Source organism: Mangrovibacillus sp. Mu-81, from assembly GCF_036867415.1.
Taxonomy (GTDB): domain Bacteria; phylum Bacillota; class Bacilli; order Bacillales; family Bacillaceae_B; genus Rossellomorea.
Map to the genome: position 1 here is coordinate 98,352 of NZ_JBAJHU010000002.1, position 19,888 is coordinate 118,239.

The window sequence follows — 19,888 nt, forward strand, 5'->3', positions numbered from 1 at the left end:
CATTTCACCTAACTGTAAACAGAAGTTCGAAATTTAGACGAAGTTTATTCACAAAACGGTAACAATGTTGGAAAGAATTGTTCCAAGGGCAAAAAAATAACTCTCAAAATTATTTGAGAATAATTTTGAGAGCGGTTTACGATTTGATTATTCAGAATAATAGATTTTATAAGAACCATAAGACTGCCTTTCACTTTTTATTATTCTGTGCCACGAATATTCGCTATTGAATACCAGATCAAAGATGCATTTGGAGGAATCTAAATGACTCCTTAATATGATCGGCTCTTCCAATCCATAAAAACTCAAGTGCACTTCCCCATTAACTATGATAAATAGGGGGCTCTTTTTAACGAGCAAGTCCCGGCGGCGTCCTTGAGCTTTGGAGAAAAATAGCTGAGCTTTTTAATGAAATAACAGGTTTCAGGGAAATGATGCTCTAAAAAACGGAGCGTCGTTTTATTCAGCAATTTCTTCTTATTGTATTTTACAACCATTCCATAGATATACTGACTCATTTCCAATGTCGTTTGACCAACTTCATTGGCAAATTCCCTCTGTCGGGCAAAGCCGGGCTGCTTAAACCTGAGATATCCTTTAAGATGCCGGTTCTGAACGATATACACTTGATATTGGTTAATATAAACCTCTGCCCGCCTGCTCGCGTTAATTTCAATAGGATCAAGTATGTTTTGAAATAAAAGTGCGTGACCCAATTGATCTTCAAGCCATAAATCCATCAAATCCACCAAAGGAAGCGGCTTGGGCTCTTCCCCTTTCCGCAAATAATTTAAAAACCGCAAATATTCCTGATTTTCTGCAAGCGTGCCGTTTAAGTAGGTCGGTGATAAATTCAGGTTCACTTTATTATCAATACGTAACGATTGCAGCCTCCCTTCGAATTCAAAATAGCCTTTGGCCACTGGCCAGACTTTATTTGAAAACTGGACCATGGATTCATCCTCATGGCCTGCTGTACGCGGCACACTGTTTAACTGCCCGATCAATTCCCCGAACAGTTGGATGTATTGTTGTGCAACTTCTACATACTCTGTTTCAACGGCAGATAAGTGATCCCTGATGAAGTATGCATGATCCTGTAATACTTCAAGCCAGAATAAGTGCTCCTCCCATGCCGTGATCATTTGATTAGCCACAACTTTCCCTCCCCTTTTATACTTATATATTTCACCAGGAGTAAAAAAAGAAGGACTTCATTCATAAGTTCCATTGATTAAAGAATCCCGCGGGAAGATACATAAATTTTTCATGAAAAGGAAAAATAGTTGTACCACTATGATGTAAAGGGTGTCCTTTTATGAAGAATAGAACACGTTGGATAATGTTAATGACACTGCTTCCCTGGTTGTCGATTCCCCTTCTGAGCAAAAATACGTTAAAAAAATATTTACCCGGCACACTTTTTATGTGTGTTTATTTAGTAGCAGAGGGCATATTAGCAACACGGAGAAAATGGTGGTGGTTCCCGTTTTCCATAAAACCGAATGTACTGGCTGAACTGCCATTGATCCTTGGTCCTTTTTTTGTTATTTTGGATATTTAAATATACGTTTGGAAGGTTCCCGGTCTATTTTCTAGTTAATTTAATTGTTGATTCCTTTTTCACCACTTTCATGTTGAATTGGTTCAAGAAAATTGGATATGTCACCCTGATCAGGTTTACAAGATTACAGTTATCCTCCCTCTTTTTGATAAAATCGGTATTGATGTATGGATTTCAGTATTATTATGAGAAAGTATTTTCACGCAGTAATAGAAATGATAAGCAAGTAGAAATCTTGTAGATTATCCTATAGTCAATGTATGAAATAAACCTCTCATCGCAGTTGAACGATGAGAGGTTTTTTATGACTCTATTTTCGTATATTATATTTCCATCCTTTGTCCTTATCCATCATTTTCTTCGCAGCGTGAGATGGAAGGCTTATTGGTTTAAATCTTCACTCAGCGCGGAGTTCATTTATCCGTCAATTCATCAGCTGGTTTACCTACTGCAATGCTGGTCATGGTGGCAATAAACGCACTTCCGAGAATATCAGATGGATAATGATGCCCCAGCCAAATACGTGAAAAAGCTGTCAATAATGATAACAACCACATCATAGACCCAAGGGCACGGTCATAAAGAAAGATAGAAGTTGAAACTGCAAATACAAGCAGTGTATGCTTACTTGGAAATGAAGAATCCATTTTAGAGGGAATGAGTATGCCGACCCGCCGTTTGGCAAATGGACGCGGCCTAAAGAAAAACAACTTAATCAATGTGTGAAGAAACATAGATATTACCGAAGAAACCATCGCATTCCAAGTCACTTTTCTATAATGATCATTTCGAAACCACATGAATATCAAAACAAATATAAACACATAGCGAATCTTTTTTGATAGAAATATCATCAGCCAATCAATCGGGGCACAGCGTCCAGAAAGCAGATTGATTGCCCTGAATAGTCTGTAGTCCATAAGTACGCCTCCTTTTTCGAAGATACTTATAAAATCCCCTGTTGAGTATGAAGTATGTAAAAAATCCTGTATATGAATTATTATCGATTCGGGTCTGTTGATGGAAAACATTAACGCATAAAAATAAAAAAAGCTTGTAGACAAAGTTCTTAGACTTTGTCTATAAGCTGAAAGTTGCAGAATTCTGCTGCTTAGAATTCCTAAATGGAACATTCTTAGGAAGTTCTCATCTTATTCACGATCAAACAGCACACGACCCGCAATCCCCGGATTGGTCATTTCATAAGGGTTTAAGATCAGATCAAGTTCTTCCTCTGTCAGAACATCATATTCCAAGCAAAGTTCCCTTACTGATTTCCCTTTCAGGATCGCTTCCCTGGCAATCCTCGAAACTACTTCATATCCTAGATGCGGGTTGACGGCTGTAATGATTCCCACGCTGTTTTCCACGTATTCCTTCATGCGCGTTTCATTTGCTTCAATTCCGCTCAGACAGTTGTCGGTAAAGCTTCTGAACGCATTATTCATGATGCTGATGGATTGAAGGAGATTGAATACAAGGACAGGTTCCATCACGTTCAGTTCAAGCTGGCCCGCTTCAGAAGCCAGGGAGATGGTTTGATCATTCCCCATCACCTGAAAGGCTACCTGGTTGATGAGCTCAGGCATGACCGGATTGACTTTTCCAGGCATGATGGATGAACCGGGTTGTCTGGAAGGCAGGGATATCTCGCCTAAACCGGCGCGCGGTCCTGAAGCCATCAAGCGCAAATCATTTGCGATCTTGGACATATTCGTCATACATACCTTCAGTGTGGAAGATACCTCTGTATACGCATCCGTATTTTGTGTAGCATCCACAAGGTGCTCTGCTCCCGTCAAAGGAAGTCCGCTGATTTCTGCCAAATGCTTTACGACACTCATGATATATGCTGGATCGGCATTCAAACCTGTCCCTACTGCTGTCGCCCCCATATTCACTTCATACAGGTGCTCCCGCGTTCGTCCAATTCGCTTGATATCTCTTTCAAGCACCCGGCTATATGCCTCAAATTCCTGACCAAGTCTGACCGGCACGGCATCCTGGAGATGAGTGCGTCCCATTTTGATGACGTGATCAAACTCCTGTGCTTTCTTTTTAAAAACAGTCAGCATATCTTCCATCGTGATCAGGAGCTTATCCAATAATTTAAGCGTCGAAATATGGATGACCGTCGGGAATACGTCGTTGGTAGACTGAGCCATATTGACGTGACTGTTCGGGCTGACTTTCCCGTACTCACCTTTTTGATGGGAAAGCAGTTCAAGGGCACGGTTCGCGATGACCTCGTTCGCATTCATGTTTATGGACGTCCCCGCTCCCCCCTGAATCGGGTCAACAATGAAATGCTCATGCAGCTTCCCTTCAAGGATCTCATCACAAGCCCGTACGATTGCCTGTCCGACCCCCTCATAAAGACGTGTCGTTTCCATATTCGCAAGCGCTGCCGCTTTTTTGACTACAGCCAGCGCATCAATCATCTCTTTATGGATTTTATACCCCGTAACCGGGAAGTTTTCCACTGCACGTAAGGTTTGAACTCCATAATATACATGTTCGGGTACTTCCTTGGGTCCAAGGAAATCTTTTTCAATTCTATATCCACTAGTAGCAGTTGTCATCTCTCTACCCCTCTTGTTCGTTTTCTGTATTACCCTTCGCGATTCTATCAATATATGAGGGAGGAAGCAACGGTTATTAACTATTGGCAGAGGAAAAAAGATCAAGCTTGCTAAGTATTGAATTTTTCATGCGAAATTATGTCCACAATTGCCCAGTAGGGGAAATAACCAAATATAAGATCTAAAGACAGGGGTTGAGAATATAAAGGAATGGGAAGCTGCTTATCCAGCAGGGATTAACGATGGGGAAGGATGCACCACACTTACCCACATTCTGACTAAGAGAAGAAAGTGAGCTAACTTCCAAATGAATAACCAAAAATAAATAAATAGTCAGATGGCAGTGCATGCCTAATAGGTCGTTTAATCGACTCATTTATTAAAAAACACCCACAGTAAATGCAGAACAATGAAGGTAAACATCAACTATTATTAATTTTCAATATCACGCTTATTAAAAGCAATAAATCCAACTATGGCCAGCATTATCCAGCCAATAGTAATAAAGGCATTAATTAAAATTCCTCCCTCGGTGTTTGAGGACCATGGTCTCTTATTAGATTGTAGCAGTACTTCCGTCCATTCCTTTCAGATGATTGGCATTCAAGACGAACTTGTCATCAAAAACACTGCCTCAGCCGAATGGGTTGAATATTATTGATTAAATATTACATCCTAAAAATACTGGAGGTGCAATCAATTCTTAGTGAATTTTCTTAGAATAATCAAAGTAATTGTATTATGGGACAATCGTTATCTTTTCCTGCCTAATCAATCTTTTAAAAGATTCTTACTGTGACACTCTTTTGCTCATTTATTTTGTTAATACTATCTTTTTTAAACCCTATTTATACTTGGTGGCAAGTAAAAGGTGAAAGGGAGGATATAAGTATATGGTCTTTGAGGCACTAGCATTTATATTTGGCCTTTTTTTCATTCAATAAAATGTCCTTTAAGTGAATTGCGATGTTGTTTTAGTAATGAGAAAGAAAAAAACATCTAAACTTCAGATCCGAACATTGAATTATTCCAAATAACATTGAAATACTAGCGGAGGAAAAATGGAGATGACTTATATGGATGAGACTATAAAGGATTTAATAGCATTACAGCAAAGATACGCCGCTTTGGCTATTGAAAGTTGGTTATCAAATTCCGTATTTAATTTAAGCTGGTGGTTTCTTCTAATCTTATCTGTAGTACCTTGGTTGATATTTGTTAAGCTTCTTGATAAAAACCGTACTCTTCAAACCTGGAGTTTTGGACTAGTTGTCATTATTATCACCAGTTTTACAGACGATCTTGGCAGTGAATTGAGTGCTTGGGTTTATCCTATAAAGTTTGTTCCTATTGGTCTTCTTGCATTTCCATTTGACTTTTCAGTGATCCCAGTGTCTTGTATGTTAATATATCAATACTTTAATACATGGAAAACATTTAGTATTGCACTTGTTAGTCAAGCCGCAATTTTTGCATTTATTGGAGAGCCTATTTCAGTTATGCTTGGAACTGTTACATATTTAAAATGGAAATACATATATTCATTTGTTTTTTATATTGTTACTGGGATAATAGCCAGGTTTGTAATACAGAAATGGACGTCATAATTAGCTCTTTTCTTCTTCAACTAACCTCCCGATAATTGAACAAGGGAAAAATGAAGATCCGTTACTATCTTCTCCTAATGTGCCCCTGTTTGCTTAACAAAGTCCCCCTCTTCAAGTCCAAAATCGGGAAAAACGCTTTAGTTGCCGGGTGGAGAAAGAGTGGAGAATCACAAATGGGTCATTCATGAAAAGAAATCAAACTGGTGAAGTTTAATCGGGAAACACTTGAAGAAACCGAGTATCAATTATCACCTATAAAAGCAGAAATCCAGATGATCAATCGGAATTGACCATTGTGATATATAAAAATGATTACCGTACAACAAATGGGGGAATAACTTGGATGAAATTATATACAGCGGGAAACCTGAGAAAAAAATCATAGATGAGGTTCCCATATAGGGAGCTTCAAAACAGGCATCAATCGGCCGCCACCTATGCACATGGCAGACAGCTTAGTGAAAAGAAATGAATCTATATGGAAAGGGTCAACTTTTCAGATGCTTTCTGTACCTTGGATGGTCTTACCTTTCCGGGACCTTCTCCTCCATCAACTGGACCCAAATTACCCTTTTATATTAATTTATAAAAATATTTTGTTTCAAAGTCTCTATCCAGGAATACTGTCCAATTACTTAACAAATAAAATGCTTTAATTCTTTATTGCAAAGAGAAAGACGCTTTCCTTTTTGCAGAAAAGCGCGCCCGATTGCGAAAAATCATTAATTCTAATAAGCCCCTGTCGTTGAACAAAATACCTTAAAACATAAAATAAATATTGTCTAATAAGAATTCCAATATAATATCTTCCCTACTGTAGTATTCAGCTTTTACACTATTTCAATAAACCCTTCTGTTCCATGCACGCGAATTCGCTGCCCGTCTTTTATCAGTTTGGTAGCATTTTCTACCCCGACCACTGCCGGCAGACCATATTCACGAGCAATAACCGCTCCATGGGTCATCAGTCCGCCAACTTCGGTGACCAGGCCTCTTATGGAAACAAACAATGGTGTCCAGCTGGGATCTGTAAATGGCGTGACCAGGATATCCCCATCTTCCAGATCAGCATCCTCCATTTTCAAGATGACTCGTGCTCTACCTTCGATAACGCCTGAAGAAACCGCAAGACCTGCAATCGCTTCGGGCGGGAGATTTTCCCGTTTGTATTCTCCTGCAACGATTTCACCATCAGAAGTGATCACCCGCGGCGGTGTCAGTCTTTTATATCGTTTATATTCTTCTTTTCGCTCGCTTATGATCCCCTCATCCAGTTCATTGGTGCGGACAACTTCGTGAAGTTCTTCAAAAGTGAGATAGTATATATCTTCTTTATCATGAATAACGTTGGCATGTACGAGTTGTTCGGCTTCTTTCAGTAATGCCTGCTTATAGACGAAGTAGCGATTAACCATTCCGTATTTTGGATATTCCCGATAACCGATGAAGTTCCGGATAAGGTCAATCATTCGTTTTGTTTCTGCGGCCTTTTGTTCACCATCCGGTAAGTGTTTCAATCGGTCTAATAACTCTTGTTCTTTTTCCAAGGCTTCCTGTCGCCCTAGCTCGAATTTACGCTTGCCAGCTCCAGGTTCAAAGTTTTTGATGTTACCAAGAATCATGGAGACAAGTGTAATTGGCTTCTCACTCCATCGAGTTTTCGTGATATCGATTTCTCCTGCACATCGCATCCCGTATTTGTTGAGAAAAGCGTTAAAAGCGTTTCCGGCTTCCTGCCCACCATCAAAGTTAACCAGTTCATCCAAAAAGTTATCATCTTTTACATGTTGTAAATAGTCAATTACTTCTGGATAAGGACGAATCACATCTGCGACATCCAATAGTGCTAGACCCATTTCAGAAGTAATATTATTTGGTACAGATTGAGAGAGCGTGTCTGCTGCGTTTTTTTCCCCTAACCACTCGTTCATTTTTTCATTGATCCATGATGAAGCATTTATTGCAGCCATAAATACAGCTGAACTTTGCGGGTCAAATAAAATCTTCTTTAATTCTTTAATATCTTCTAGAATAAAATCAAATAAATCTGATCCTGTTTTCATTTGAATGGTGCGTTTTAACTCTTCTATAGATGTTTGACTACGCTTAATCAAATCAGAAACATTTGATGGATTGATTTCGATTTGATCCAGCCTATTTATGTTTCTTTTGGCGGGACCCGGTGTTTTGTTATCATTTGATAACGATTTTATGAAATCTCCACGCTCAATGATATTTATCAGGGCATCTTTCATGAGCGGATCGTGTTCTCCCATTGTATTTAATAACATGTTTCTGCTGTCAGGTGAAGCCAGTCTTTGTGTGACATCAACAAACAACCTTCCACCAGCTATACGCATGGGGGCAGGAGTCGTTAACAAGAAGAAGGATAATCCTAATGGTTTCATGGGATCAGTCATCATTTGCTGATGACCGACCGATACATAGACATGATCTTCTTGATCATTCGCTTCAGGTATCGGGTATAAAGTAGTGATAGGCCGGCTCTGGACAATATAAAAAGTATCATCAACAAGACACCACTCGATATCTTGCGGGCGGCCAAAGTAAGCTTCAATCTGTCTTCCGATTTGTTCAAGTTGTAAGATCTGTTGTTCAGTAAGTGTTTGAGCCGTTTGCCGATCAGGAGAAATCCGTTTCGTTTCTGTTCCGCCATCTTTTCGTCCATAGACAGCCACTTTTTTGGCTACTATCCTCTTATCGACGATTTTTCCTTCCTGTACTTTATAACAATCGGCAGATACCAAGCCAGAAACCAGTGCTTCTCCAAGTCCAAATCCGGCATCGATTGACAGCATCTTTCGATTAGACGTAATCGGATCAGCCGTAAATAAAATCCCCGATGCCTGCGGGAAAACCATCTTTTGAATAATAACGGATATATGAACCCGACGAAGGTCAAATCCATTTTTGATCCGGTAGATTACTGCGCGTTCCGTAAAGAGGGAAGCCCAGCATCTGCTGATATGCTGCATGATTGCTTCTTTGCCGATGATATTTAAATAGCTGTCTTGCTGCCCGGCAAAAGACGCATGCGGCAAATCTTCAGCAGTGGCACTGGAACGCACTGCATAAGCATGTTCCTCGCCGAACCTGGAGAGATAGTGAGTAACTGTTTTCACAACTTCGGAAGGAATGTCTGCTTCCATAATGATTTTTCTAATCTTCTTGCTGATATCAGCTATTTGATCTCGATCTTCTACACTTAGCAATGTCAGTCGATCCAACAAAGCAAGATACGTTCCATTTTGTGCAACGGCTTTTTGATATCCGGCTGTAGTCACACAAAATCCATCTGGTACTTGTATGCCTTCAATTTTTGACAATTCACCTAAGTTCAACCCTTTTCCGCCAACGATCATAAGCTGATTCTGTTCTATCTCCTGAAATCCGAGAGCCAAAGAAGTCATTCTACATCTCTCCTAACCAGTAATGTTCTATTGATTTTACCAGTAGTAATTGGGAAAAAATAGTCTATTCCGACCATTTTTTCTATGCTATAATTAAATTAGGAAGGGGTAGAATATTCAATTTTCAAAAGCAGCCGGAACTTACAGTTGAACTGGCTTAATCCCCTTAAAACCCCATCATTTCACTCCAATCAACCTCTGAAACAAGCTAAAAAAAAACAACGATCTTTAACACTGCCCCTAAAAAAACCGAACTAATTCGAATTCTAATTAAAGAAATTGAATTAAAGTTCGGATTTTTATTTGACTAAACCATATTTGTCCGGCCTCTTAACTATTCATCACCTAAATTACTTTGTTCGATTATTCCAACTAAAAAAATATTCTGGTTTATAGTTCTATGTTTCTACTAATAGTTTGCCCCTTATTATGCAAAAAGAAAAGATTGTTACGGTTTTCATTTCCCCCGGACTGCAACCTAATATTTACATAAAATTTACCAATGGTACGAGGGAATTATGAACCTTATGTCGAATAATTTAACCTAAATCTATTTAGAGGTGAATGTGATGATAAATGCAGTCTGGGGCTTTTTATTATGGATATCAGCTACATTGCTTTTCCGTTTTTTCGGACAAATGTTTCTAATACCCGGGAATTCACTTTTATTGCTTATTACCTTTATTTTGGCAATACCTTTGATTGCACTAGCTACGTATCCTTATTATTATTTGAGGAAGATACCTGAATCGAAACGTCTAACGGCATCAGTCCAAATTGCTCTCCCAGGAATGATTTTGGATATATTTAGCGTTATTTATTTTAATAAAGTGTTTTTAAACTTACATATTGATTCTTTACCTTTTTTCGCTGCTTGGTTACTGTGGGCGTATAGCTTAATATTAATCTCCGGTTTTTCAATAAAGACTAAATCTGACTAATGCTATATGTCCTGTGGCGTCTTTACTGAATCAAAAATGGCCCTCTACTGGATTTGGATGCTGATTTAACAGCAAAGAAAGTTTAAATATCCAATAGATATTTCTTCAGTTTTTCCTTAGTCTCTTCATTCGCAAAAGAGGCTTGCACGCTATTCATGTATATTTGTTTATACTCTTCATCACTCATAGTAAATTCATTACAGACTAAATTACATTCCTTCGTCATCGTTGTATCCGATACCGTTCTGTTGTCCGTATTAACCGTGACTTTTATTCCTTCCCTGTGAAAATTGAAGATGGGATGATCACTAAATTGGTTTACAGCTTTGGTTTGGATATTACTTGTTGGGCACATTTCAAGCACTATCTGTTTTTCCTTTACAATGTTATAAGCATCCACACAGTCTTTAATAAATACACCATGCCCAATTCTTTCAGCCCCTAACCATTCGACAGCCTCAAGGACATTTTTTCCGATTCCGGTTTCGCCGGCATGGATCGTGACTCTGTATCCATATTCTCTGGCCAATGCGATCGGCTCAATGAATTTCTCGCAGAATCCTTCCTCTTCGGAAGCACACAAATCAATCGCAGCTACTCCTTCTCCAAGGAATATCTTACCCTTTTCGACGACCTCAAAAGCACTTTCCACCGACATCGTTCTCATACATGACAAAATGATATTTCCTTTAATATCAAAGTGTTCTTCTGCCTCTTTCATTCCCTCTATCACACTTTGAATGATTTCTTCTACTGATAATCCCTTTCGAGTGTGAAGTAACGGGGCAAATCGAACCTCCATATATTTCACATTTTCCTTCGCTGCATCTTCAAAAAGCTCAAAGCTAATTCTTTTTAAATTTCCATTTGACTGCATGACTGAATTAGGGATGGAAAATCTTTTTAGATATTCATCTAAAGATTCGCAGTCTAACGGTGCAATCAGTTCTTCTTTAATCTCTTCCTTATTAAAAGAAGGTATACTGATGCCATCTCTCTTTGCGATATCAATGATGGTCTCGGGTCTGACACTCCCATCCAAGTGGCAGTGAAGTTCAATTTTAGGCATGATAGAAAAATTCATTGCTGGACCTCCTCGATTTTCAAAAAAAAATCCTGATTACGAAGAAAATACAAGTAAAATGCATTTTCTTCGTAATCAGGATTTATTGGTTCCTGGTAGAGACCTCCAAACCATATTATTGGAGTTATACGAATTTGAATGTTTATTAATTTTTTATAACGATAATAGAATTTATCTTTATTGTCAAGGAGTTAGATAGATCAACTCACACCAAACATAATCTTAAATAACTGTTGTTATTGATAAAATAGTGAAAAGCAGTTCAACCCTTTAACACAATAATCATTTTCCGAAAAAACACTTAACAGAAGCAGAATCCTTTACATTGTCTGTCTTCCACAAAAAAATTAATGTATTATACGAGTAAAAAATCACCTATAGTCAGGTCATTAATTATCATCAAGATTAGTAACAATTACTCCATCCATGTTGTTGCCCGATATCTCATAATTATTGTCTTTTGAAACATCAATTGTTCTGCTTTGAGTAACGGGGTAATAATTGATTGTATAATCGCTATCTTTATATCCGACAGAAATGTTTTTTTCTTTTTTAAGATAATTTAAATACTCTTCTAAAGCGAAATTCTTTTCTTTCATAATCGCACTATGGGGGAGACCAACATATCGAATATGCCAAGGTTCATATTGAATTCCAGTTACTTCTGTTTTATCCTTTGGATACCGTAAAATAAATCCGTATTTCCAGGCATTTTTTTCAATCCACTCTCCTTCAGCGGCTTCATACATATGGTCTTCTGTTGAACCTACATCAAGTGATAACCCCAAGTTGTGTTCACTGTATCCTGCTGGCAGCGCATAGTCTTCACCCATCTCCAGGTAAAGGGAACCCTGCTCTTCAAATTCCCGAAAACCACTGTTTATTATGAAATGAACCACACCATCTTTTTTTGCTGCAGTGATCATCTTCGAGAACTCAAGAGCAATTTCTTCTGACAATTTTATCTCGTTATCCAGCAATCCATATCCTTTTGTCAGTTTTCTATGCGTAAATAAATTTACAATATCCGATTTAATGCTATCCCGTTGAACAGGGTACTCACTGTTAACTAAAATTAAATCGCCTTTATAGATCTGATCTTCTGTAATCTCTATGCGTTTTTGACTTTCAGATGTTTTTTTATAATTATCTTTTTGCTGTATTTCTTGAATATCTACTATTTCTTGAAATATATCGTGATTAGTAATAACCGCAATACTGATAAGGATTAAAATAAATATTAAAAATCCCCACTTTTTCATTGTGTTGTTCCTCCTTTTTCTTACTTATTTCAGAATAGGACAAACAATTTAAAAAAAGAGTGGGGTAAATTTTAAATTTTTCTTAAGTTTTACGTGAAATTATGCTCTCTTCGTACTTTCAATTGGCAGACGAACTTCGAATAAAGTCCGGGCCAAACTGCTTTCTGCACTTATCGATCCTTCATGCCCTTCTACAATGTTCTTTGCTATAAATAAACCGAGGCCAGTACCTTCACCTTCAACTCTGGCTTTATCACCTGTATAAAACATCTCAAAGAGATGGGGCAGTTCATCTTCAGAAATTGTATCACCATAGTTCACTATCTGCACAACAGCCATTTCCCCTGGTTCAACAAAACCGTTAATATCTATAAAATGACCATCTTTTCCATAACGGCTGGCATTAGTCAAAAGATTTTCAAACACACGAGCTAATAACTCTCCGTCTCCTGTAATGGGCATATTTGAAGGCATATGTATTCGTACGGTTAAATGCTTTTTTTCAAAAATCGGATATAACTCTTCTTTTAATTGATTAAGAAGGTCGGATAAATCAATCAGTCTTTTATTTATCGGCAGCATACCATATTTCATTCTTGTAATTCCAAATAACTCATCTATAAGTTTTTCTAAACGCTGAGATTTTGTTTGGGCAATCATTAAATAATGTTTAACCTGTTCCTTAGTCAGTTTCTCTTCTTTAAGGATTAAATCGATATAACCCAGAATGGATGTCAGGGGTGTACGTAAATCATGGGCCAGGTTTACAACCAACTGGTCTTTACTGCTTTCTGAAAAATCGCCTCTTTCTATTGCGTCTTTTAAGTTTTTGCTTGCCTGATTTATATTCTGTGCGATATATTCAAATTCATCTTTTGAATTTATTTTTACAGTGTGGGAGAAGTCTCCCTGTGCGAGATAGTGGATGCCAGCTGAAATTTGATTGAAGTAAACCGAATAACGGTTAGTGAGTAAATAGAAAAACAAGAAAGAAAGCGGGATAAAAATCAGTAAAAAGAAGTTAATATCACCAATATTTCTTATAGCTTGACGATATAAAGTCAGTTTATCCCCATATTCTACAAATGAATGGTAATAAAATTGGAGTCCCTTAAAAATTATGAACGTTATCATTCCAGACAGTAACATACTTAAACCAAAGAACAGCACCATCTTCGACCGAAAGTTTCGCATGAAATTAATATTGGAATGCATATCCAACGCCCCAAACAGTCTTTATCCACTTATGTTTCTGAGAACCATTTTCCAGTTTTTTTCGTAAAGTCCTTATATGTACCATTACAGTATTCCCACTTTCAAAATATGCCTCACCCCATACCTTCTGGAAAATATCCTCGACACTGTACACCTTCCTGGGACGACTGGCTAATAAATACAAAATATCAAATTCTTTAGGAGTTAATTCTATATTCTTTCCATATAAGGTAACAGTACGCTGTGCCCGGGATATTAATAATCCACCATACTCGAGGATCGATTCATTCTCTTTCTTAAAGTTATTAAAATTCAAATATCGTCTCAGCTGAGCATTTACACGAGCAACTAACTCAATGGGAGTAAATGGTTTAGTTATATAATCATCAGCACCTATTACCAGACCTTGCACCTTATCAAAATCAGAAGTTTTGGCACTTAAAAATATAATAGGCATATTATGCTGTTCACGTACTTGGCGGGTAAGTTCATACCCATCTAATTTGGGCATCATAATATCCAGGATGAGCAAATCAATAGATTGTGATTGAATTTTATGAAGAGCTTCTTGACCATCTAATACTTTGATAACGCGGTAACCCTCTTTTTCTAAATGAATAGCTACTAAATCAGCAATTTCCTTTTCATCTTCGGCTATTAGAATAGATATATCTTCCATCTCTGAGATCATCCCCTGCAATTGTTACATATCTAAAGTTTTATTTTCTATTATTGCCATTAATATTTCAAGAATAAGGGTAAATATAAAAGCGTGATTCCCACTTGGGTAAGTTCCCTGCGGTTAAATAAGAAAACAAGCCCCTGCTACTCGCAGGAGCGTATAAAAAACATTTACTTTTCTGCTGAGATTATTAAGAACATAGGTCTACGGAGTTCATCTTTCATTTCAGGGATACTTTTTAACTTTTCCTCAGAGGGAACTGGTTCCTTGACAGCTCTTAAATTAAAACCAGCAATAATTAAGTCATTGATATAAGTTGAAAATGTACGATGATATTTTATTACGTTCTCAGTTAGGAATGATGTGTCACGTAATCCTTCCAATTGATAATTGTCAACTGCCCAATGCAGACGATTCCCTTTGTCATCATAATACCAATCTTGTTCATTTCGTGAAGTGAAAATCGGATGTTCAACTGAAAATACAAAAGAACCTCCAGGTTTTAGACAATCATAGACCTTTTTACAGATGGATTCAAACGACTAAATATAGTGAAGTGCCAAAGAACTAAAGACAACATCAAATTGAGAGTCTGAAAAATGGATGTCTTCAATTGGCATTTTAATGTAAGAAATTAAAGAATCATCAGTCATTTCACGTGCTTGCTGCAGCATTTTTTCAGATAAGTCTACTCCAATAACAGCCCTTGCTTGCTGTTCACGGGCATAACGGCAATGCCAACCGAATCCGCATCCCAAATCAAGGATACTTTTATTTCTAAGACCGGGTAAAAGATCCTTTAATACGTGCCATTCTCCCGCGCCTTCCAGCCCATTTACTGAACGAGCCATTTTTTTATATTCAGAAAAGAAATTTACATTATCATACTTGTTTTGCTTCATCATTTATACAACTCCTAAATGTTAATTTAGCCTCCTAAAATTAAAACATATCTAATTCAGGAGGCTATCTATCTCCTTCTAACCATTTCTTTCACCTCATAAAAAATACAATACTTATTAAACTTCATCTAAAAAGTACTGTCCAATCTCGTTTCCCGTCATTTCTATATGGGACATATTATTCATAAGTTACTCTTATCTTTTTATTCTTTATAGAAATAAACTATTGTGCAAAAATAACTAGCAGCATCATAATATATAATTACTGGGCAAAATTAATAGCTAAATCACCTTTCCAAATAGTCTTTCCAATAGGACTTAATAATCGAGCAATCAGAAAACAACATAGCCATATTACTAAAAAGGTAAAAACTATCCCCATCGTCCCCAACCCAACCTTGTAATAGTATAGTTCTGTTATACTAAATTTATTGAAGTTAATTCCTCTTTCGTATCTCGTCTTTATATTATATATATCAAATGAAAAAACAGAAAAACCCATATCCCTAAAGAATACCGGGTTTTTCTGTTTAATAGATCCAAAAATCCCTCGTCTGGAACTTCACCAGAAATCATGTTGACACCCAGAGCAGTCGATGATGCCAGGACCTCATATCCGTTTTACATTTTGCCTATCTAACTCTTAGCTTAGGCCAGCTTTCGTCAATCCAAACGCTTTGTCAGCTGATCCTGGTGCCATTTTGAAAGCAACATTAATACAGTTCCAAGCATTAATTGCCATAACTGAGAATGTAAGATCTGATAACTCTTTTTCTGAAAACTGACCACGAACACGGTCATAAATGTCATCAGATACACCATGCTCAGGAACTTTTGTCAAAACCTCTGTCCATTCTAGTGCCGCACGCTCACGCGGACTGAATAATGTTGATTCACGCCAAATTGTAGTGTGGTAAAGACGAAGCTCTCTCTCTCCATGGATTTTAGCTTCTTTAATGTGCATATCTAAGCAAAAACCACATCCATTCATTTGTGATGCCCTGATATGAACTAAATGACGGATTGATTCTTCAATTGAACTTTCCTTCTCTTGCATGCTAAGTTCCATCAATTTTTTAAGAAATTCCGGTGATTCTTTCATGTAATTAATACGTTCAGTCATAATTGGTATCCCTCTCTTTTCCTTATTATTTGTAATCAATGAATAAACAAGTAACTGTAAATACACGACTAGAAGATCAAACAGTAAAGATTAGTATCGGATTAAAAGTATCTTATCCGGCTGTCCTCTTCACCTGCATTCCCTTCAAACATATAACGACTAAATGACTCATCCTGTGACAAGTTGTTCAATTAAAAGAGTTTTTATATAAAATTCTCTTTCTTTTTTTATTAACTGGATAACCGTTTCTCCAATTTTTCAGGGTACACATATTTGGAGTGTAGTTGGGAATTTTATATATGTTAAAAATTCATTTAAGAAAAGATACAATACTTTGTCACAGATTTGCTCCTCTGCTCGTTTTATATGTAGCTCATGGTACAAATTAGTGAATTGTAGAAAGAGAATGGAAGTGAAAATATGCAAGAAATGTACGAAAAATATAAAAAATTGCTGTTTAAGCTCGCCTACCAACTGACAGGATCGGTTTCAGATGCGGAGGATGTAGTCCATGACGTTTTTTTAAAGCTATATGACGTACCTCCGGAGAAGTTGGATAAACCTAAAGCTTATCTTTGTAAAATGGTAACGAATCGATGTCGTGATTTACAAAAAACAGCTAGCAAGAAGCGAGAACAATATTTTGGAGAATGGCTTCCAGAACCCTTTTCTGATTCTGGAGAAGATACAATTGACTCGGTCATCCGTGACGATGAATTGTCTTATGGGATACTTGTGCTACTTGAAAAGCTAACACCAACGGAACGTGTCGTTTTTGTGCTTCGTGAAGCACTTAGCTTTGAATATTATGAAATAGCAGAACTCATAGAAAAAAGCGCAGCGAATTGCCGCAAATTATTCAGCCGTGCAAATGCAAAGATGGAGATTAATTCTGAAGAGGAGGTTCATTCTGAAGCTGCTTCTCAAGATTTAGTTCATGATTTTATAACAGCACTCAAACAGGGGAATGTGAGTCAGGTCATATCAATGCTTGATCAAAACGTTGTACTTGTCGCAGATGGAGGAGGCAAGGTGTTGGCTGCCGTAAAACCAATTTTAGCACGGGATCGAGTTGTTAAGTTTCTTTTTGGTGGAGTACGTAAAGTGTCCATGATTGATGGAATTTCACATATCGAAATCGGTGAAATTAACGGGCAACCCGCTCTTATTCTTCGTTCAAACGAAGGGATTCACACAGTCGGTATGATTCATGTTGAAAATAACTTGATTCGCAACATATATATTATCCGAAACCCAGACAAGCTGAAACATGTAGGAATATTAGGCTAATCCAATTTCAATATACTTTCAATCCCCCCATGGATAGTAAAAAGCATTTCCAATCTCCAGCCTGGAAATAGAAGAAAAACTTTTAAAAATAATAGAAAACCCCGCCTTCGTGTTATGCAAAGGAGGGGATTGTGTACGGTCTTAGATAGCTTATAGGCTATCTATAAGTCTATAAGCTTTCCATACATCAGAGTGTTGTGATTTAGTTATGTCCCAACCTCGTCTTCTATCCCTACTCTGGCCGTCACGCGGCATTAAAGGTTTTATAAAAAATGAAAGCCAGTACCCTAGCAGACAGACTTCTCCGGCAATAATATCGTTTTACTTGCCAAATAAGACACGTAATAGACAAAAGGGACATTGATTCTTTACACATCTCGTTTCCTAAAGATATAAATGGACACCAGGACGGTAACCACCCCATACAGCAATGCATACCAGACCATCACATTACTGGGACTGGACACACTGGTAAACATCCCGCCTTGCGCTATGGACAAGGGATTGTCCTCTGTTTCAAATAAAAATACGGTCATTTTACGGTACATTGCATCAATTGGAAACACCAGGCTCATGATTATTCCAATGTTGACCAGATTCGACTTCTCAATTATTGATCCAAATTGTTCGATAAAGCCCCCGATAAATGCCGCTCCATATAAGACAATTGAAACAATCCCTGCATTCAAAGTGGTCATTCGCGTACTTAATAATATACCGAATGCTATTAAAACAAACGGCTGAATCGCAAACACGCTTACGGCTTTGATCATCTGTATCGGTTCGATATCGAGCGCCATCCAATCTCCACCAATCCCTTGATGAAGAAAGACGATACTAAAAAACACGCATACCGCATAAGCAATTATAAGAAGAGCCAATCCCACAAACTTTCCAAGTACAAATTGGGCTCTGGATATCGGGCGCATCAGCCATGTATCAATCTGGTGGCTTGACACTTCGCCTGATATTGCACTGACACTGGACAATATCGCAAGCAGAGCTGTAATGAAAGAAGAAAAATAAAGGCCAACTCCCAAGAGCTGTGAAGCGACGAATTGCTGCATGAGAAAAGCTTCTGTTCCTTGAAGAGAATCAGGCCCGACATTTGCTGATTCCTTTGCAGCAAAATGAATAGCAGTACCATAAAGCGCCAAAAAGACGAAAGTCATAATGATCGTAATCAAAAAGATCCGCTTCGATATCATTTCTCTAAAGGTTAATTTACTGATTGTCCACATAAGCGTTCTCCTTCTTCTGATTCACCCAATGCATGAAGACATCCTCCAAGTGCGGTGTGATCGGCTTAACTTCATAGATATCAACCTGATTGGCAGAAAAATAATGGATTATTTCTGATGTATCGCTTTCGCTCTCAAGTTGGAAAAGCCATCTTGTACGTCCTTCTTTCTCTTTCACTTTTTGATGATTCTTCAAAAATGAAGGCAGCGGTACATCTATAGACTGATCTGTTACGACTTCAACTTGTGCATCGGACATCATTAAATCCCGCCATGGTCCTTGTACAACCATCTCTCCTTGATGAACGATCGACACATGATCACATACCGACTCGACTTCATAGAGCAGATGACTGTTTAAAAAAACGGTTTTTCCTTGATCACGAAGGTATAGCATTAGATTTCTTACATCTTTGCGTCCTATCGGGTCAAGTGCTGAAGTGGGCTCATCCAGAAAAACTACTTTGGGATCATTTAGAATCGCACATGCAAGACCAATCCGCTGTGACATTCCCTTTGAAAATCCACTGATCCTTCCGTTTTCCCTTCCCGTCATCCCCACCAATTCCACTACTTCCTCAATTCGTTTTTTTCTTTTGCGAACAGGCAGCCTGCATAGTTCAGCGTGACTTTCTAACAATTGCTTTCCGGTCAGCCAATCGGGGTAGCGGAATAATTCAGGTAAATAGCCGACTTGTTCACGTGACTTTGTTGTTCCGATCGGTTCACCGAGGATATATCCATCTCCGCTTGTCGGGTGCAATAACCCAAGAAGAGTACGGACGAACGTGCTTTTTCCAGAGCCATTTGGACCTAGGAAACCATATACTATCCCCTCACCTACTGATAACGTCACATCCGAGATACCGCCTTTTCCATTGTATGTTTTTGTTAAAGAATTCGTCTGAATAATGCTCATCATCTTCCCTCCACACGATGAAAAATTCAGAGCGCAAGCAAGCGC

General features: G+C 38.0%; 15 protein-coding genes, 2 pseudogenes and 1 riboswitch. Of the genes and pseudogenes, 4 read left to right on the forward strand and 13 right to left on the reverse strand.

Annotation, left to right across the window (positions count from 1 at the left end):
* Window positions 1-326: 326 nt before the first annotated feature.
* Window positions 327-1,157 (reverse strand): DUF2935 domain-containing protein, encoded by an 831-nt coding sequence (locus V6B33_RS04255; protein WP_334216511.1) that lies wholly within the window; start codon window positions 1,155-1,157, stop codon window positions 327-329.
* Window positions 1,158-1,318: 161 nt separating this feature from the next.
* Between V6B33_RS04255 and V6B33_RS04260 the strand changes: the two genes are divergently transcribed.
* Window positions 1,319-1,564, forward strand: coding sequence for a hypothetical protein (locus V6B33_RS04260; protein ID WP_334216512.1), 246 nt, complete (start codon window positions 1,319-1,321; stop codon window positions 1,562-1,564).
* 413 nt (window positions 1,565-1,977) lie between these two features.
* On the opposite strand, the gene V6B33_RS04265 is transcribed toward V6B33_RS04260, so the two are convergent.
* From V6B33_RS04265 to V6B33_RS22035, 3 genes and pseudogenes are all read right to left on the reverse strand, one after another.
* Window positions 1,978-2,484, reverse strand: coding sequence for an undecaprenyl-diphosphatase (locus V6B33_RS04265; protein WP_334216513.1), 507 nt, complete (start codon window positions 2,482-2,484; stop codon window positions 1,978-1,980).
* 231 nt (window positions 2,485-2,715) lie between these two features.
* Window positions 2,716-4,146 carry an aspartate ammonia-lyase gene (gene aspA, locus V6B33_RS04270; protein ID WP_334216514.1) on the reverse strand — a complete coding sequence of 477 codons (1,431 nt, stop codon included), beginning with the start codon at window positions 4,144-4,146 and terminating at the stop codon, window positions 2,716-2,718.
* 556 nt (window positions 4,147-4,702) lie between these two features.
* A pseudogene (locus V6B33_RS22035) lies at window positions 4,703-4,762 on the reverse strand (DUF1541 domain-containing protein); the annotation flags it as partial.
* Window positions 4,763-5,222: 460 nt separating this feature from the next.
* On the opposite strand from V6B33_RS22035, the gene V6B33_RS04275 reads away from it, so the two are divergent.
* Complete coding sequence (locus V6B33_RS04275) at window positions 5,223-5,753, forward strand: CBO0543 family protein (RefSeq protein ID WP_334216515.1); 531 nt, start codon at window positions 5,223-5,225, stop codon at window positions 5,751-5,753.
* A gap of 830 nt (window positions 5,754-6,583) precedes the next feature.
* On the opposite strand, the gene ppsA is transcribed toward V6B33_RS04275, so the two are convergent.
* A complete protein-coding gene (ppsA, locus tag V6B33_RS04280) occupies window positions 6,584-9,184 on the reverse strand; it encodes a phosphoenolpyruvate synthase (protein ID WP_334216516.1) in 2,601 nt (866 codons plus the stop codon).
* Window positions 9,185-9,822: 638 nt separating this feature from the next.
* Between ppsA and V6B33_RS04285 the strand changes: the two genes are divergently transcribed.
* On the forward strand, window positions 9,823-10,125 hold the full coding sequence (locus tag V6B33_RS04285) for a DUF5367 family protein (protein ID WP_334217056.1): 303 nt from the start codon (window positions 9,823-9,825) through the stop codon (window positions 10,123-10,125).
* Between the two features lie 82 nt (window positions 10,126-10,207).
* Here V6B33_RS04285 and add read toward each other — a convergent pair whose 3' ends face one another.
* The 6 genes and pseudogenes from add to V6B33_RS04315 form a co-directional block, all read right to left on the reverse strand.
* Window positions 10,208-11,209, reverse strand: a complete 1,002-nt coding sequence (gene add, locus V6B33_RS04290; protein ID WP_334216517.1) for an adenosine deaminase — start codon at window positions 11,207-11,209, stop codon at window positions 10,208-10,210.
* Between the two features lie 52 nt (window positions 11,210-11,261).
* Window positions 11,262-11,361: riboswitch (purine riboswitch) on the reverse strand.
* Window positions 11,362-11,598: 237 nt separating this feature from the next.
* The gene (gene vanY, locus V6B33_RS04295) at window positions 11,599-12,471 is read right to left on the reverse strand and encodes a VanY-A/VanY-F/VanY-M family D-Ala-D-Ala carboxypeptidase (protein ID WP_334216518.1); all 873 of its coding nucleotides are present in this window, start codon (window positions 12,469-12,471) and stop codon (window positions 11,599-11,601) included.
* A gap of 99 nt (window positions 12,472-12,570) precedes the next feature.
* A complete protein-coding gene (locus V6B33_RS04300; RefSeq protein ID WP_334217057.1) occupies window positions 12,571-13,665 on the reverse strand; it encodes a HAMP domain-containing sensor histidine kinase in 1,095 nt (364 codons plus the stop codon).
* A 4-nt stretch (window positions 13,666-13,669) separates the two neighbouring features.
* Complete coding sequence (locus tag V6B33_RS04305) at window positions 13,670-14,365, reverse strand: response regulator transcription factor (protein ID WP_334216519.1); 696 nt, start codon at window positions 14,363-14,365, stop codon at window positions 13,670-13,672.
* A gap of 173 nt (window positions 14,366-14,538) precedes the next feature.
* A pseudogene (locus V6B33_RS04310) lies at window positions 14,539-15,270 on the reverse strand (class I SAM-dependent methyltransferase).
* A gap of 643 nt (window positions 15,271-15,913) precedes the next feature.
* Window positions 15,914-16,393 (reverse strand): carboxymuconolactone decarboxylase family protein, encoded by a 480-nt coding sequence (locus tag V6B33_RS04315; RefSeq protein WP_334216520.1) that lies wholly within the window; start codon window positions 16,391-16,393, stop codon window positions 15,914-15,916.
* Between the two features lie 420 nt (window positions 16,394-16,813).
* Here V6B33_RS04315 and sigJ point away from each other — a divergent pair, with 420 nt between their 5' ends.
* On the forward strand, window positions 16,814-17,683 hold the full coding sequence (sigJ, locus tag V6B33_RS04320) for an RNA polymerase sigma factor SigJ (protein WP_334216521.1): 870 nt from the start codon (window positions 16,814-16,816) through the stop codon (window positions 17,681-17,683).
* Between the two features lie 368 nt (window positions 17,684-18,051).
* Here the strand turns inward: sigJ and V6B33_RS04325 are convergent, their stop codons facing one another.
* Window positions 18,052-18,924 (reverse strand): ABC transporter permease subunit, encoded by an 873-nt coding sequence (locus V6B33_RS04325; RefSeq protein ID WP_334216522.1) that lies wholly within the window; start codon window positions 18,922-18,924, stop codon window positions 18,052-18,054.
* Window positions 18,908-19,846, reverse strand: coding sequence for an ABC transporter ATP-binding protein (locus V6B33_RS04330; RefSeq protein WP_334216523.1), 939 nt, complete (start codon window positions 19,844-19,846; stop codon window positions 18,908-18,910). Before V6B33_RS04330 ends, V6B33_RS04325 begins: the two co-directional genes overlap by 17 nt.
* Between the last annotated feature and the right edge of the window lie 42 nt (window positions 19,847-19,888).